The sequence below is a fragment of the Parabacteroides gordonii MS-1 = DSM 23371 genome (assembly GCF_000969825.1).
Taxonomy (GTDB): domain Bacteria; phylum Bacteroidota; class Bacteroidia; order Bacteroidales; family Tannerellaceae; genus Parabacteroides; species Parabacteroides gordonii.
Genome location: NZ_KQ033920.1, coordinates 1,434,593 through 1,451,480, shown reverse-complemented (window position 1 = coordinate 1,451,480; position 16,888 = coordinate 1,434,593). Strand labels below are relative to the sequence as shown.

Below are 16,888 nucleotides of genomic sequence, written 5' to 3'. Positions count from 1 at the left end.
AATAGATACATGAATAAATATTTTTTATTAGTATCACTCTTCTTATCTTCCTCTCTTTTTGCTTCGGCTGCTCCGAAGCAAAAAAAGGCGGATACCTGGATTGATGCCTCCATCAAGGCCAAGACGGAACTGCGTAATGAGCTTCAGAAGGCAGGTATGCCTATCATTTCTACCTTTAAGAAGCATAAAGAAAAGGCTGAACCGTTCGTGGTTGATTTGAAAGGCGTGGATAAGTTGGTGCTTATCACTGCCGGTGGCCCGGATGGTTCTGATTACGACCAAGCTGTTTGGGGTAATGCCCGTTTGATTGCAGCCGACGGTTCTTCCGTATGGTTGGATGAAGTTCCTTTCGAATATGGTGTGGCCGGCTGGGCTAAACCGAAAATGAATGTGAATGCCTATGACCATGAGATCTTTATTGCAGGAAAAGAATACAAACATGGTGTATTCTGTCATGCAAACGGAACATTGGTTTATCCGGTAAAAGGTAAATATGTTCGCTTTGAAGCTGAAGTAGGTATCGATGATACTTCTTCCGGTGGTAGCGTATATTTCCAGGCTTTGAATGTCGTTCCTAAATTTGTAGGTGACGAGTTGATCGCTAAATATCCGGGACAGATCGGTATGTTGGGTGCTATGATGGACGGCCTGGATACCTGGTTGATCACTCCTGATGCTTCTGTTGAGAAACAAGCAGTAGAGTCTTTGATCACCAAGCTGAAAGACGGTTCTTATTATAAGAGCATTATCCAGCAGATCGCTTCTGAAAAGGATGTGAATACACAGATCCGTAAATATCTGGAACTGTTTGAAAAGATTCAGGATGTTTATGCTGTTCAGAACGACCTTGAATGGTTGAATGTGGAAGCTGTTAAGTTGGCTTTTGCAGACATGAAAAAGCAGAAAGGTTTCGATGCAGCTAAATATGAAACACTACTGAACGAGTTGGTACAACTTGAACAGAAAGGTTTCAGCGGTATTTATAAAGGAGACGAGCAGGCTTTAGCTAATGCCCGTAAGGCTTTGGATAACAAAAAGGCTATCCTGTTGGGTAACCCGCTGTTGGATGCAGACAAGATCGTTGCTGTTCGTTATAAATTAGGTTCAAGAGCTCGTCAGGCTATGGCTCCGGATCTGGGTACGCAGGCTAATAACTGGAGTAACCAGGAATCGGCTCGTCGTAGCGGATTTAATGCTGAGATCGTCGAACTGAGCGACCTGCGTGGTGACATGCAGATGAAGAGTATCTTCCGTCCTAAGGTAGAGGATGCTTCTATCGCCGACCTGAGAATGCACTGGGATGCAGACCGCGTGATGTTTACTACCCTGATGGGAGAGAAAGACAGACGTTGGAATGTATACGAAGTGAAATTGGATGGAACAGGTTACAAACCGCTCGTTGAAAACGAAGAGCCGGATCTGGAATTCTATGATGGTACTTACCTTCCTGACGGACGCGTTATTGCCAACTCTAACATCGGTTACCAGGGTGTACCTTGCGTTAGTGGTGATGACCCTGTAGGAAACATGGTTCTTTATACTCCCGAGAATAAAAATCTGCGCCGTTTGACATTCGACCAGGATGCCAACTGGAACCCGGTTGTAATGAACAACGGACGTGTAATGTACACTCGTTGGGAATATACCGACCTGACTCACTACTATTCTCGTATCGTAATGCATATGAACCCGGACGGAACAGAAAACAAAGCCCTTTATGGTAGCGGTGCTATGTTCCCGAACAGTACATTCGATATTCAGCCGTTGCCCGGACAGGGGTCTGCTTTCGTAGGCGTTATCTCCGGTCACCACGGTGTAGCCCGTTCAGGACGTCTGATCGTTTTCGATCCGTCTAAGGGACGTAAGAGTGTAGCCGGTATGGTACAGGAAATTCCTCACCGTAACCGTCCTATCCAGGAGCTGATCAAAGACGAATTGGTGAACGGTGTATGGCCGCAGTTCGTTAAACCGACAGCTTTGAGTGATAAATACTTCCTGGTTGCAGCTAAATTGGATCCGCAGTCATTGTGGGGACTTTATCTGGTGGACGTTTATGATAACGTTACTTGTTTGATGCAGGCAGAAGGTGAAGGTTATATCAGCCCGATCCTGGTGAAGGAAGCAAAAACCCCACCGTCAATTCCTGATCGTGTTAAGTTAGACCAGAAGGAAGCTACTGTATTTATTCAGGATATCTATGAAGGCGAAGGCCTGCGTGGTATTCCTCGCGGAACAGTGAAAGAACTTCGTCTGCATGCTTACGAATATGCTTATGTGAAGACTCGTTCAGACCACAACTGGCATGGTATCCAGAGTGGTTGGGATATCAAACGTTTGTTGGGTACTGTTCCTGTTGAAGAAGACGGTTCGGTTATCTTCAAAGTTCCGGCTAATACTCCGATCTCTATCCAGCCGATCGACAAAGATGGCGTAGCTGTTCAGTGGATGCGTAGCTGGTTTACAGGTCAGCCGGGTGAAGTTGTATCTTGTATCGGTTGTCATGAAGACCAGAACCAGATACCTATTCCTAAGCGTGTGATCGCTTCACAGAAAGCGGCTACTCCGTTGAAGGCTCCTGAAGGTGGTGTTCGTTCATTCACTTTCGACCTGGAAGTTCAGCCGATCCTGGATCGTGCTTGTATCGCTTGTCACAATGGCGAAGGCAAAGCATTCGACCTGCGTGGCGGTAAGAAAGACAAACTGGGTTATGGTACCTCTTATCTGAACATTCATCCGTACGTACACCGTCAGGGTGGTGAAGGTGATATGGTTGTTCTTCAGCCGTATGAATATCATCCGAACACCAGCGAACTGGTTCGTATCCTGAAGAAGGGTCACCACAATGTGAAGCTGACTGACGCAGAATGGTTGAAACTATACAACTGGATCGACTATAACGCTCCTGATAAAGGTTACTTCGATGCAAACGTTTTGGGTAAGGAAATCATCCCGTATCAGGGATTCGACCAGATCCAGCGTCGTAAAGAACTGACTGACAAATATGCTAACGGCATGGGTGTAGACTGGAAGAAAGAAATCGCAGACTATGCTTCTTATCTGAAAGCTCAAGGCCCGATCACTCCGGTAATGCCTGAAAAAGCTGCTCCTGTAAAGGAAAAGACTGTGAAGGCTAAAGGCTGGCCGTTCGATAAGGCTGCTATCAAAGAGATGCTTGCTAAGGAACAGAGCAACCGCAAAGAGGTTGAGATCGCTCCGGGTGTGAAGATCAACTTCGTTCGTATCCCTGCAGGTGAATTCGTAATGGGTAGCTACCAGGGCGAATCGGATGCTTATCCTACTGCTAAGGTGAAGATCGGTAAAGCATTCTGGATGGGTGAAATGGAAGTAACGAACCAACAGTTCAATGTTATCTATCCGGATCACGACAGCCGTTTCGTTGACCAGTTGTGGAAAGACCACGTGGTACAGGGTTATCCGGCTAATGAACCGAATCAACCGGTTATCCGTGTAAACTATAACGATGCTATGGATTATTGCAAGCAACTGAGCGAAAAGACAGGTTTGAACATTACGCTTCCGACAGAAGCACAATGGGAATGGGCTTGCCGCGCAGGTAGCGATGGTGATTTCTGGTATGGTAATATGAATACAGACTTTGGTAAATACGAAAACTTGGCTGACAAGACTACTTTGCTGTTCGCAGTAAGTGGTGTAGACCCGAAACCGATGTCTCCTAATTCTTACTGGTACAAGTATTATACTTATCTGCCGAAAGAAGAAGGTGTAGACGATGGTCAGTTGATCCAGACAGGCGAAAAGGTTTACGAAGCTAACCCGTTCGGTTTGTACAACATGCATGGTAATGTTTCAGAATGGACTCGTTCAGATTATGTTCCTTATCCTTATAATGAAAAGGCTAAAGTAACTTCCGACCACAAGGTAGTTCGTGGTGGTTCATATATCGAACGTCCGAAGTTCTCTACTTCTTATGCACGTAAAGCGTACTATCCGTATCAGCGTGTATTTAATGTTGGTTTCCGTGTTATAATCGAAGACTAATCTGCAAGATATGTCCTAGACATAGATAAAATCTATTAAGTGGCCCTGGCGTGGCCGGGGTCACTTAATTGAAAATTCTTATCTTTGGCGACATAACTTAATAAAACAACAAATGAAAGCAACTCTCGAAAGAATACTATCTTCCTTTGTAACGACAATCGTCTTGTTACTCATTTACGGTTTTGGTCTGGCTGTCGCCACTTTTATAGAAAAGTATCATGGAACAGCAGCTGCCAAAGCAATGATTTATTATTCCCCGTTATTCTTCCTGTTGCAATTCCTCTTAGTGGTTAATTTTATAGCCGTTCTTATCAAATACCAGTATATCAAACAGCGCAGATGGGGATTGCTGGTTGTTCATACTGCCTTTATTGTGATCCTTCTGGGCGCCCTCACATCCTTCCAGTTCGGCGAAGAAGGCATCCTTCACCTTCGCGAAGGCGAAGCAACCGATCAGATAGCAGTCCGCTCGGGCGATCTGACCACTTTCCATACCTTACCTTTTACTGTGGAACTCGAGAAATTTACTTTAACCCGTTATCCCGGTTCATCAAGTCCGTCTGCCTATGAAAGCGAAGTGCTGGTTCATGTAGACGGTAGCACACGCCGTGAACGGATATTTATGAATAATGTATTAGATGTAAAAGGGTATCGTTTCTTCCAGGCTTCTTATGATCCGGACGAACACGGAACCATCCTTTCCGTCAACCGTGATGTGGCCGGACGGAATATAACGTATACCGGTTATCTTATGTTGGTAATCGGATTGATCATTTCCCTGATAGGGAAGAACACCCGCTTTATGAAATTAAGCCGTCGTCTGAAAGAACTGCGTTCGGCTGCAAAATCTGCGGCAATGGTACTGGTGTTGCTGGTTGTATCGACATCGATACAGGCGAAAGAAGAAAAGTCTCCTATGCTGGATGCCGTACAGAAATATATGATTACTCCGGAACATGCTGCCAAGTTCGGTTCTCTACCCGTACAGTCGCGAAGTGGCCGTATGATGCCTGTCAATACTTTCTCTTCCGAAATACTTCGTAAACTGCATAAGGCGGATAAGATCGGCAAGATGAACTCCGACCAGTTCCTGCTGAGTATGCTGGCGATGCCGGATATGTGGATGCGCGTTCCTTTTATCGCTCTATCTAACCAGGAGTTGGCAAATTATTACGATCTGACCGACGGCGAATGTGCTTATCTGCAGGTATTCGACAACAACGGAAATTATAAATTGCAGGAGAAATTGGAAGAGGCCTACAACAAGATGCCTGCCGAACGCAGTCGTTTCGATAAAGACCTGCTCAAACTGGACGAACAAATCAATATCTTCCATCAGTTGATCAACCATCAGATGCTGAACCTTTTCCCGAAGGAAGACGATCCCAATCATAAATGGTATGCGCCGGGGGACGACTTGTCGGCATTCACCGGCAAAGACTCTTTGTTCGTATCCCGTATCCTTGACTGGTATCTGGCCGAAGTACAAGATGCCCTGCAAAACGGCGACTGGTCGAAATCGGATGAAGTGATCGATATGATCGGCACTTACCAGCAGGCAAAGAACAAGACATTGGATATTTCACCGAAGAAGATACAGGCGGAACTGAAGTATAATAAAATGGATATCTTCCGCTATTGCAAGATCGGTTATCTGATCCTGGGTGGATTGATGCTGGTACTTTCGTTTGCCATGTTGTTCAAACAGCAGAAATGGATGACGGCAAGTCTCTGGATATTGGGTATTGCTGTGCTGACCGTGTTCTTTTACCATATGTATGGGATGGGGATGCGTTGGTATATTGCCGGATATGCACCGTGGAGTAACTCGTATGAGACAATGGTGTATGTTGCCTGGGCAACCGTGCTGGCTGGTTTGTTATTCGTGAAACGCAGTACGGTTACATTCGCTCTGGCCACTTTGTTCGGGGGTATTATCCTGTTCGTTTCGGGGTTGAACTGGATGGATCCGGAAATCAACCCGCTGGTTCCCGTACTGAAATCTCCGTGGCTGATGTTCCATGTGGCTGTGATCGTTGCTGCTTACGGTTTCTTTGGTATCAGCTGCCTGATCGGTTTGACTAACCTGGTGATGACAAGTATTGCCGGAAAGAAAAATACAGCTTTGCTGAAAACCCGCGTAAAAGAGCTGACTATCGTAAACGAGATGTCGCTGTTGGTCGGATTGGCCTTGATGACGGTCGGAACGTTCCTCGGTGCCGTTTGGGCGAACGAGTCGTGGGGACGTTACTGGGGATGGGACCCGAAGGAAACCTGGGCGCTGATCACAATGGTTGTTTACGCGGTCGTAACACACCTTCATCTGGTGAAACGCTGGTATAGCGACTGGTTGTTCAATCTTTGTTCGGTAGTGGCATTCGCTTCCGTATTGATGACCTTCTTCGGAGTGAACTATTTCCTGAGCGGTATGCATTCGTACGGACAGAACGATAATGTACACGGTATCTTTACTTATTTGTATATGGCCGGTGCTGTTGTCATCGTCTTGGCTATATTGTCGAGGATCGGATATAACAAAACAAAGGATAAAGAATAAAGTAGAATTAATTAAATAGTAGTTAAACATTAAATTTTAGTGATCATGAGAACATTTAATCATGTAGGTATCATTACCAACGAAAACCAAGAAGGTGCTATGTTCAACGAAGGTTTGAACGTATGGTTAACCGATTACAGCAAAAGCCCTAACAAGATCGAATTCCTGAAATTTGACGATCCTGCTGCGAGCTGCTTGCCTGATCTGGTTAAATCAAATGGTCATATCGCTTATACTGTTCCTTCACTGGACGAGGCGCTGAAGGATGCTAAAGTTATCTTTGGCCCGGCTGTTTGCGACGAACATCTTACTATTGCTTTCATCGAAGAAGAAGGCATTGCTATCGAGTTAATGGAAATCAAATAATTTATAAACCTAAACAAAAACAAGGAGGAAAATACCATGGCAGAAATTAAGACTAAATTTATAAATGATCCCGAACAAGTAACTCCGGAGTTGCTGGAAGGTTATGTATTGGCTTACCCTGAACAGGTAAAGCTGGCTGCTGAAAACATCGTTGTTCGTGCCAATCCGAAAAGCGAAGACAAAGTAGCTATCGTAACATTAGGCGGTTCCGGTCACGAACCTGCATTGAGCGGTTTCGTTGGCGACGGTATGCTGGATTGCTCTGTAGTAGGGGATATCTTTGCTGCTCCGGGTGCACAACGTTTGTTCCAGGCTTTGCAGTTGATGAAGCGTGAAGCCGGTATCCTGTTGGTTGTATTGAACCACTCAGGTGACGTGATGAGCGCAAACATGGCTTGCCAGCTGGCAGAACGTGTAGGCATCAAGGTGAAACAGATCCTGACTCACGATGACATCAGTGCAGGTATCGGTGCTCCGACTAACGACCGTCGCGGTCTGGCTGGTTGCGTACCTTTGTTCAAGATCCTGGGTGCTGCTGCCGACGAAGGCAAGTCTATCGACGAACTGATCGAGATCGGCGAACGTTACAATGCAAAAGCTGCAACTCTGGCTGTTGCTATGCGTTCTTGTACGCATCCGCAGAACAATGCTACGATCACCGACCTTCCTGACGGTATCATGGAAATCGGTATGGGACAGCATGGTGAAGGTGGTGGCGGTCAGAAACCGTTGGTATCTGCCGATGCTACTGCTGCTGAAATGGTCGACCTGTTGTGCCAGCAGTTACAGCCGAAAGCCGGTGACAAGATGATGTTGATCATCAACGGCGTAGGTGCAACTACCCACATGGAATTGAATATTATCTTCCGCAAAGCTTACAAAGAACTGGAAGCTCGTGGCATGGAAGTAGTATTCGGCCGTATCCAGGAAATCCTGACTGTACAGGAACAAGCCGGTTTCCAGATGATCATGGGTATTCTGGACGCAGATCATATCGATTATTTAAAGAACAAGAGTGCAAACGCACCATATTGGACAACTATTGGTAAATAAACAAATAACATGAAACAATTGACTATTGAGGGTTTCAGAGGTATGCTGACTAACGCCTTAAAGCATATCAAAGCCCGTGAAGACGAATTCTCTAAACTGGATGCGGTAATCGGTGACGGTGATCACGGACAAGCTATCGTAACCGCTTTCTCTGTTGTTGTTAAGGCTTCGGAAAAAGGAACGGAATTCAAATCTATGCTGAATGATATGGGATTTGGCGTGATGCTGGAAACAAGCGGATCGACAAGTACCCTGTTAGGTGCATTTTTCTTGGGTATGAGCGATAACGCTGCCGGAACCGAACTGGATGCGGCTGCTGTTAAGAAGATGTTCGCCGGAGGTCTTGCAAACGTGCAGAAACAGACACAGGCTAAGAAGGGTGATAAAACCATGATGGACGCCCTGATCCCGGCAATCGAAGCAATCGAAGCTTCTACATCCGACGATATCAAGGAAGTAATGACAGCAGGTGCTGAAGCTGCCCTTCAGGGAGCTGAACAGACCGTAAACATGAAAGCGAACTTCGGACGTGCCCGTAACTACGGCGAACGCTCGATCGGTTATGCCGATAGCGGTGCTACTTCATGGAGCTGTATGCTGGCTGCTTTTGCAGAAGCATTGTAATTAAGTAATTAACTTTTTAATATAGAAAATAGAAAAAATGGCAGATTTAGATGATTTGAGAGAAGGCAGTAACTTTGGTTTAGGTGTTAGCTCCGCGCAGCAAAGCTTCCATGTGAAGGGTGCTGAAAACCTTTCCTGGGGTATGAAAGATCGTTTATCACGTATCTTCAACCCGAAAACAGGCAAAGCGGTTATGCTGGCTTTCGACCACGGTTTCATTATGGGCCCGACTTCCGGTCTGGAACGTATCGACCTGAATATCGTACCGCTGATCGAATATGCAGACTGTATCATGTGTACACGCGGTATTCTTCAGTCTTCAATCCCGACAACAACAAACAAACCGATCTGTTTGCGTTCGGATGCAGGTACATCTATCCTGACTGAACTGAACGATAACGTAGTGATCGATATCGAAGATGCTATCCGTATGAACGTTTCAGCTATGGCTGTGATGTTGGCTATCGGTGACGAAGCGCACGAAGCTAAAACGATCGCCAACCTGTTTGCTGCGGTAGACAAAGGTGCACGTTATGGTATTCCTGTGATGGGTGTGACAGCTGTCGGCAAACAGATGGCACGCGACGCCCGTTACTTCGGTCTGGCTTCACGTATCTGTGCTGAAAACGGTGCAAACATCGTGAAGACTTACTATTGCGACGGTTTCGAAAAGGTAGTTGCTGCCTGCCCGGTTCCTGTTGTAATTGCAGGCGGTAAGAAGTTACCCGAACTGGAAGCATTGGATCTGTGTTACAAAGCGATCAACGACGGTGCTGCCGGTGTCGATATGGGACGTAACGTATTCCAGTCTGAAAATCCGGTTGCTATGATCCAGGCTGTTCACGCAGTGGTTCATCAGAATCTGACTCCTCAGCAGGGATTTGAACTGTTCCAGGATTTATCTAAATAATCAAACGATACACTTCGAAGGGGCGGGGCTCTGCTCTGCCCCTCGTTGTATTTGAACATAACATAATACATATTGAATTACCATGAAAAAAATATTCACATTACTGTGCTCTGCTCTTTTCCTTTTTGCAGCAACATCTTGCCAGCAAAAGGCTCAGAAGTTATTACTGGCCGGTTCGGGTTGGAATAAGATCGTCATTATTGACAAGGATACGAAGCAAATCGAATGGGAACATCCCATACAGAAAGGTTGGGAGTGTAACTCGGCTGTGGCAACCCCGGACGGTAACATCTTGTTTGCCTATAAGAAGGGGGCTAAACTGATCACCCGCGATCAAAAGGAATTATGGAATATCCCGGCACCGGATACTTGCGAAATGCAGACTGCACGTATATTGCCTGATGGAAACTACCTGCTGGCCTGGTGCGGACATCCGGCTAAAATCATGGAAGTAAGCCCAAAGGGTGAAATCCTTTCGGAAACGGAATATGAAACAGGTATCGAGAACCCGCACGCTCAGTTCCGTCAGGTGAACAAGAACAAGGCTGGCAACTACCTGATGCCTCTTTTCGCTACTTCTGAAGTACGCGAAATCTCTCCGGCCGGCGAACTGGTTCGGACAACTAAGTTGGAAGGTACCCCGTACGGTACGGTATTGCTGAACAACGGCAACTACATGGTTGCTTGTGGCGACGGACATTCCTTGATGGAAGTAAACCTGGACAAAGGCGAAGTGATCCGTAGAATCGGAGAAAAGGACATCGAAGGTGTTTCTTTATTCTTTGTTGCCCAGTTGTTGCCAACTTCAAACAATGGCTTGTATATCTGTAACTGGCAGGGACACGATCCCAGTGCAAAGGAATCGAACAATCCGCAGTTGATGGAAATAGACGGTAACAATAAAGTTATCTGGAGTCTGAATGACAACGATACATTCGGTATGATCTCTTCAGTTTGTCCGATCGATTAAAGTAATAATTAGGAACGCAGACTACGCAGACGGAGCGCAGATGAACGCAGACAATATTGTAATTAATAAAAAGTCTGCGTTTCTCTGCGTATTCTGCGTTATCTGCGTTCCTTAATTGTTTTTTGGCATTCCCCCTTCCGTTTTTTATATTATATTTGCCAAACGTTAAACCTAATAACAAAATTCAATATCATGAAATTGCAACCCATCGACATTTTCATTATTGCACTTTATCTGGTGGCAATGATCGTCATCGGCCTTGTGCTGAAGAAAAAGGCGTCGAAAAACATGGACTCCTACTTTTTAGGAGGAAAAACATTACCTTTTTATATGTTAGGCTTGTCTAACGCATCCGGCCAGTTCGATATCTCTGGTACCATGTGGATGGTTACGCTAGCCTTTATTTATGGAATTAAAAGTGCCTGGATTCCCTGGCTGTGGCCCGTATTCAACCAGATCTTCCTGATGGTTTACCTGTCGGTCTGGTTGCGGAGGTCGAATGTACTGACCGGGGCGGAATGGATTCAGACACGCTTCGGAAAGAACAAAGGAGCTAATTTATCCCATACCATCGTAGTGATCTACGCGTTGATCGGTGTGCTGGGTTTCCTGAGCTACGGCTTTATCGGCGTAGGTAAATTCATGGAGATCTTCTTCCCCTGGGATTTTGTTTCCCAGTACGTACCGTTCAATATTCCGGCCGAATATGTGCCGCATGCGTATGGTATATTCTTTACGGCTATTGCCACGATTTATGTGATGCTGGGTGGTATGCTGAGTATCGTGTGGACGGATGTGGTTCAGTTTGCCATTATGACTGTGGCCGGTGTAACGATTGCCGTTATCGCTATGATGAAGGTGAGCCCGGAAACGATCGCAGCCATTGTACCTGCCGGTTGGGATAGCCTGGTTCCCGGATGGAACCTCGATCTGAAATGGACTGACATCTTCAGCGACGTAAATACCAAGATAATGAACGACCAGTTCGGCCTGTTCGGGATCTTTATTATGATGATGCTTTTCAAAGGAGTGTTCAACAGTATGGCGGGGCCTGCCCCCAACTACGATATGCAGAAGATCCTTTCCTGCCGTAACGGTAAGGAAGCAGCCTTGATGAGCGGTTCTGTCCCTGTCATCCTGCTTATCCCGCGTTACCTGATGATTATGGGATTTACGATTCTGGCGCTGGCTTTCTTCAAAGATCTGGACTTGACGACAAAGACCGGGGCGATCGACTTCGAGCTGATCCTGCCGAATGCCATCAACCAGTTCGTGCCCGTTGGAGTATGCGGATTGCTGCTTGCCGGATTGCTTGCCGCCTTTATGTCTACTTTTGCTTCTACGGCTAATGCGGCGCCTGCTTATATTGTAAATGATATCTATGTGCGCCCGTAAAGGTTGCATCGTAAACATCTCTTTGGCAAGAGATTAGGAAAGTGTTCTTTGAAAATAACCTATCATCAGCCGACTTATCTGTTTTCGGGAAAACTTAACCGAGCAGGGAGTGTAGCATGTCGGAAAAGTCATAAGTCAGTTAGTTACCAAACTGCGACTGAATGGCGAGATGAAAAGATAGATATGAGGATAAAGTCCGAATTGATTAAACGATAGTCCGAGTGGTTCCCCTTTAGGCTATGGCGTAAGGTAACTATCAATCGCCATATCGTGATACTACTTCAGTGTATAGGTATGAATGTAGCAAGAACTTATCACGACACAACCGCAGTAAGCGAGTGAAGGACGGAAGTCGTATCCGACAATCTATCATGCCAACAGTTACGATGTAATAAACGGGGATTACCTATCCCGAAGTGCCGAAAGGCTATTAGGTTTGACCTATGAAAATTCGGAGTGGTAACGGAGCTTCCATAGTAGTCCGAGCAAGGTAACGCCTTGTACATGGCGAAGGGAAGCAGCTAATTATTAATACAATTAACGGAAAATGTGAGAGACATTATGAGAAGTCCAGAAAGAGTATTAAACAGTCTATCAGAACACAGTAAGGATGTAAGCTACAAGTTTGAACGTCTTTACAGAATTTTGTTCAATGAGGAAATGTTCTATGTTGCCTATCAGCACATCTACGCCAAAGAGGGCAACATGACTAAAGGTTCGGACGGTCAGACCATTGACAACATGAGCCTGAAACGAATTGAAAAGTTGATTGATACGTTAAAAGATGAAACGTACCAGCCCCAACCGTCAAAGAGGGTGTACATACCGAAGAAAAACGGTAAGAAAAGACCTCTTGGCGTACCGACTTTCAATGACAAGTTAATACAAGAAGTAGTAAGAATGGTATTGGAAGCCATATACGAGGGAAATTTTGAATACACCTCGCATGGGTTTCGACCCAATCGAAGCTGCCATACTGCATTAACTCACATCCAAAAGGAGTTTAGCGGTGCAAAGTGGTTTGTAGAGGGAGATATAAAAGGTTTCTTTGATAATATAAGCCATGATGTATTAATAAACATACTCAAGGAGCGCATTGCGGACGAACGCTTCATACGCTTAGTACGCAAGTTTTTGAAAGCGGGATATATCGAAGAATGGCAATTCCACAATACTTACAGTGGCACACCGCAAGGGGGTATCATCAGCCCGATATTGGCTAATATATACCTTGACAAGCTGGATAAGTATATAAAGGAATACATAGCCAAATTCGATAAAGGGAAGAAACGAAAATTCAGTAGAGAAAGTTTGGACTTCGGCAATGCAAGAAAACGTATTGTGCGAAGATTGAAGTCCGTAAAAGACGAAAGGCAAAGGGTAAAGCTAATCCTTGAACTGAAAGCAATAGAACAAGGACGGGCTAAATATCCCAATGGCGAAGAAATGGATGCCGATTACAGGAGAATGAAATATGCGAGATATGCAGATGATTTTCTCGTGGGAATTATCGGAAGTAAGCAAGATGCGCAACAGATAAAGGGAGATATTAAAAACTTCCTTGCTGATAAACTGGCATTGGAACTGTCTGATGAAAAGACACTTGTCACCCATACCGAAAGACCTGCCAAGTTTCTCGGATATGAAATTACTGTAAGAAAGTCCAACGACCAAAGACGTGATAAACGGGGTAGATTAAGAAGAACCTATGGTAAAAGGGTCTGCTTGAATGTCAGTATGGAAACTGTCCGTAAAAAACTGTTCGATTGGGGAGTCTTGGAAATGACAAACCGTAACGGAAAGGAAATATGGAAACCGAAATGTAAATCGGGACTGATATTCAATGACGACCTTGAAATCCTTGATAGCTATAATCGGGAAATCGTGGGTTTCTATAATTACTACTCCATAGCCAACAACTGTGCCCATGCCTTGAATAATTTCAAGTACATCATGGAATACAGCATGTACAAAACGTTTGCAGGCAAATATAAGTGCCGCACACGCAAGGTAAACAAGAAATATCGTAAGAACGGTAGGTTTATCATAAAGCACATGACTAAAACAGGTGTAAAGGAAAGATACTTTTACGACGGTGGCTTCAAACGCAAGAAGCCCACCTATAAATCGGAATGTGACACCATGCCACGAACAATTTATACTGCGGGGCGGACAAGTCTTGTTGAAAGGCTGAAAGCCCATGAGTGTGAATTATGTGGAGCGACAGACGACCTTGTTATGCACCATGTAAGGAAACTAAAGAACTTGCAGGGTAAGGAAAGCTGGGAACGACACATGATTGCCCGCAAACGCAAAACGATTGCCGTGTGCAGGAGTTGTCACAAAAAGATACATGACGGAAAGATAGACTAAAATTAGTGGAGAGCCGGATACGCTGAGAGGTGTAAGTCCGGTTCGGGGGCGAGCATTTGGAAACCTACCATAGAAATATGACAAGGCGCTGGGTGCTTAGCCTACAAAAAATATATCAATCCGAATGCCAGCAACAAGACCATGATCCGTGCCAGTTACATCGTGACCGTAGGAGTAGTGGTGGTCAGCGTCGTGATCGGTTTCTTTGTGGAGAGCGTGAACTCGGTGCTGCAATGGATCACTTCTGCCCTGTATGGTGGTTATATCGCGGCCAACCTGCTGAAATGGCATTGGTGGCGTTTCAACGGTAACGGTTATTTCTGGGGAATGATTTCCGGTATTCTGGCGGCTATGGTTTGCCCGTTCATCTTCGATAACTATACGATGGTAGACGGTCACTTTGTGGAAAGAGTGGGAGAGTTTGCCAATAATGCGCCGATGCTGCCATTATTCTACTTCCCGGTGTTGCTTGTTGTTTCACTGATCGGTTGTCTGGTCGGCACCTATGCTTCTCCGGCTGTTGAAGATGAAACATTGGAACGTTTCTACATCACCGTCCGTCCGTGGGGATTCTGGAAGCCGGTTTACAACAAGGTTGTTGCCAAATATCCGCAGGTGAAGGCGAATAAGAATTTCAAACGCGATATGTTCAACGTGGCTGTCGGTATCATCTGGCAGATGTGTCTGACCATTATTCCGATGTATATCGTTATCCGTGAAGGTATGCCGCTGGTTACAAGCATTCTGATCCTTGCCATCACTACATTGGTTCTGAAAAAGAACTGGTACGACAAGATGAGCAAAGACGAAGTGGAGTATAATGAGTTGATGAAAGAGTTGAAATTGGACGAAAAGAAGTAATTTTGCATTGTCAATTATATAACAAATCAATAAGAAATGGATAAACTGAAAATTATAGGCGAGCCGCTGCCTGATATGCCTTGGGAAGATCGCCCGGCTGATTGTAAGGATGTGATCTGGAGATTTTCGCAGAATCCCGTTATTCCCCGCGATATCCTTCCTACTTCCAACAGTGTATTTAATAGTGCTGTCGTTCCGTTCAAGGGTGGTTATGCCGGTGTGTTCCGTTGCGACGATACCAACCGCCGCATGCGTCTGCATGTCGGTTTTAGTGCGGATGCCATCCACTGGAATATCTCGGAAACGAAGCTCGAATTCGAGTGCGACGACAAAGAGATCGGTGAGTTTGTTTATGCTTACGACCCGCGCGTTTGCTTTATCGAAGACCGCTATTATGTTACCTGGTGTAACGGCTATCACGGCCCGACGATCGGAGTGGCCTATACATTCGATTTCGAAACATTCCACCAGTTGGAAAATGCTTATCTGCCTTTCAACCGTAACGGTGTGATGTTCCCTCGTAAGATCAACGGCAACTTTGCCATGTTGAGCCGTCCGAGCGACAACGGTCATACTCCGTTCGGCGATATCTTCTACAGCGAATCGCCGGATATGTGTTTCTGGGGCAAGCATCGCCATGTAATGTCTCCGGCTGCATTCGAAGACAGCGCCTGGCAGTGTATGAAGATCGGTGCAGGCCCTATCCCTATCGAGACGTCGGAAGGCTGGTTGCTGATCTATCATGGTGTATTGCGTTCCTGCAATGGCTATGTATATAGCTTCGGTTCTGCGCTGTTGGATTTGGACGAACCCTGGAAGGTGAAATTCCGTTCAGGTCCGTACCTGTTGTCTCCGCAGAAGGATTACGAATGTATGGGGGATGTTCCTAACGTCGTATTCCCGTGTGCCGCTTTGCATGATCCGGAATCAGACCGTATCGCAATCTATTATGGTTGTGCGGATACTGTTACCGGCCTTGCCTTCGGCCGTATCAGCGAAATCATTGAATTTACAAAGAAGACTTCTATCGTGTAATTCACTTTAGTGTTTTTGAAAATAACTGTCACTACTATCACGGGTTGGATTTTTGCTTTGAAAATCAATCCTTGAGGTAGTGACAGTTCTTGTTTTTAACTATCACTGATCTATCACCCTACTATCACTCTTTGTTTAAAAAGTTGCTCAGACCACTACTTCTTTTTAATAAGTATACTACTAAAAATCAAATAGATAGTAGTAAATGTTGCTTGACACCCGGGTCTCGACGCCACCGACACCCGGGTGTGCGCATCGTTGAGATGGGGGTGTAAAATGGGCTGAAACGGGTATCCTGACAATAAGAAGCAAGTATATCTGTGTAAAAAGTCTATATCTTTCGGGAAAAAGAACAGGGGGGAATGACAAAAGTGTCGGTATATTTAAAACAAAAAACCTCAGAAAATAAATTCCTGAGGTTCTCTGTGGGCAGTGATGGATTCGAACCACCGAAGTCGAAAGACAGCTGAGTTACAGTCAGCCCCATTTGGCCACTCTGGTAACTGCCCAATGCAAAACTTTCGTTTTATAGGATCGATCTCTATCTTTCCTTTGAGCCTCTTGTCGGATTCGAACCAACGACCCCGAGATTACAAATCACGTGCTCTGGCCAACTGAGCTAAAGAGGCATTCAGTATTTCTGTTTTGCGAGTGCAAAGGTAGTGAATATTTTAAACCATGCAATAGGTAAGCGTGTTTTTTTCTGTGTTTTTTCTCTGCTTCC

General features: G+C 45.4%; 9 protein-coding genes, 2 tRNA genes and 2 pseudogenes. 11 read left to right on the top strand and 2 right to left on the bottom strand.

Going from position 1 to position 16,888, the window contains the following annotated elements:
- Nucleotides 1-9 precede the first annotated feature (9 nt).
- From HMPREF1536_RS23115 to HMPREF1536_RS23065, 11 genes and pseudogenes are all read left to right on the top strand, one after another.
- Complete coding sequence (locus HMPREF1536_RS23115; protein WP_028727383.1) at nt 10-4,020, top strand: SUMF1/EgtB/PvdO family nonheme iron enzyme; 4,011 nt, start codon at nt 10-12, stop codon at nt 4,018-4,020.
- A gap of 112 nt (nt 4,021-4,132) precedes the next feature.
- A complete protein-coding gene (gene ccsA, locus HMPREF1536_RS23110) occupies nt 4,133-6,577 on the top strand; it encodes a cytochrome c biogenesis protein CcsA (RefSeq protein WP_028727384.1) in 2,445 nt (814 codons plus the stop codon).
- 45 nt (nt 6,578-6,622) lie between these two features.
- Nucleotides 6,623-6,943 carry a hypothetical protein gene (locus tag HMPREF1536_RS23105; RefSeq protein ID WP_028727385.1) on the top strand — a complete coding sequence of 107 codons (321 nt, stop codon included), beginning with the start codon at nt 6,623-6,625 and terminating at the stop codon, nt 6,941-6,943.
- Nucleotides 6,944-6,979: 36 nt separating this feature from the next.
- Nucleotides 6,980-7,996 carry a dihydroxyacetone kinase subunit DhaK gene (locus HMPREF1536_RS23100; RefSeq protein ID WP_028727386.1) on the top strand — a complete coding sequence of 339 codons (1,017 nt, stop codon included), beginning with the start codon at nt 6,980-6,982 and terminating at the stop codon, nt 7,994-7,996.
- A gap of 9 nt (nt 7,997-8,005) precedes the next feature.
- Nucleotides 8,006-8,620: a DAK2 domain-containing protein gene (locus tag HMPREF1536_RS23095; RefSeq protein WP_028727387.1), complete on the top strand. Its 615-nt coding sequence runs from the start codon at nt 8,006-8,008 to the stop codon at nt 8,618-8,620.
- Nucleotides 8,621-8,657: 37 nt separating this feature from the next.
- Nucleotides 8,658-9,530 carry a 3-hydroxy-5-phosphonooxypentane-2,4-dione thiolase gene (gene lsrF, locus HMPREF1536_RS23090; protein ID WP_028727388.1) on the top strand — a complete coding sequence of 291 codons (873 nt, stop codon included), beginning with the start codon at nt 8,658-8,660 and terminating at the stop codon, nt 9,528-9,530.
- Nucleotides 9,531-9,612: 82 nt separating this feature from the next.
- Entirely contained in the window at nt 9,613-10,500 is an 888-nt protein-coding gene (locus HMPREF1536_RS23085) for a beta-propeller domain-containing protein (RefSeq protein WP_028727389.1), read from the top strand.
- A 192-nt stretch (nt 10,501-10,692) separates the two neighbouring features.
- Nucleotides 10,693-11,889, top strand: a pseudogene (locus tag HMPREF1536_RS23080) (sodium:solute symporter family transporter); the annotation flags it as partial.
- A gap of 567 nt (nt 11,890-12,456) precedes the next feature.
- A complete protein-coding gene (locus HMPREF1536_RS23075; RefSeq protein WP_046151773.1) occupies nt 12,457-14,268 on the top strand; it encodes a reverse transcriptase/maturase family protein in 1,812 nt (603 codons plus the stop codon).
- A gap of 102 nt (nt 14,269-14,370) precedes the next feature.
- Nucleotides 14,371-15,129: pseudogene (locus HMPREF1536_RS23070) on the top strand (sodium:solute symporter); the annotation flags it as partial.
- Between the two features lie 36 nt (nt 15,130-15,165).
- Nucleotides 15,166-16,164 carry a glycoside hydrolase family 130 protein gene (locus HMPREF1536_RS23065; RefSeq protein ID WP_028728909.1) on the top strand — a complete coding sequence of 333 codons (999 nt, stop codon included), beginning with the start codon at nt 15,166-15,168 and terminating at the stop codon, nt 16,162-16,164.
- Nucleotides 16,165-16,590: 426 nt separating this feature from the next.
- Here HMPREF1536_RS23065 and HMPREF1536_RS23060 read toward each other — a convergent pair.
- A tRNA-Tyr gene (locus HMPREF1536_RS23060) sits at nt 16,591-16,673 on the bottom strand.
- 46 nt (nt 16,674-16,719) lie between these two features.
- Nucleotides 16,720-16,793 (bottom strand) — tRNA-Thr (locus tag HMPREF1536_RS23055).
- Between the last annotated feature and the right edge of the window lie 95 nt (nt 16,794-16,888).

Coding starts and splice junctions, on each gene's coding strand:
- HMPREF1536_RS23115 (WP_028727383.1), top strand. CDS start 10: ATGAATAAATATTTTTTATTAGTATCACTCTTCTTATCTTCCTCTCTT.
- ccsA (WP_028727384.1), top strand. CDS start 4,133: ATGAAAGCAACTCTCGAAAGAATACTATCTTCCTTTGTAACGACAATC.
- HMPREF1536_RS23105 (WP_028727385.1), top strand. CDS start 6,623: ATGAGAACATTTAATCATGTAGGTATCATTACCAACGAAAACCAAGAA.
- HMPREF1536_RS23100 (WP_028727386.1), top strand. CDS start 6,980: ATGGCAGAAATTAAGACTAAATTTATAAATGATCCCGAACAAGTAACT.
- HMPREF1536_RS23095 (WP_028727387.1), top strand. CDS start 8,006: ATGAAACAATTGACTATTGAGGGTTTCAGAGGTATGCTGACTAACGCC.
- lsrF (WP_028727388.1), top strand. CDS start 8,658: ATGGCAGATTTAGATGATTTGAGAGAAGGCAGTAACTTTGGTTTAGGT.
- HMPREF1536_RS23085 (WP_028727389.1), top strand. CDS start 9,613: ATGAAAAAAATATTCACATTACTGTGCTCTGCTCTTTTCCTTTTTGCA.
- HMPREF1536_RS23075 (WP_046151773.1), top strand. CDS start 12,457: ATGAGAAGTCCAGAAAGAGTATTAAACAGTCTATCAGAACACAGTAAG.
- HMPREF1536_RS23065 (WP_028728909.1), top strand. CDS start 15,166: ATGGATAAACTGAAAATTATAGGCGAGCCGCTGCCTGATATGCCTTGG.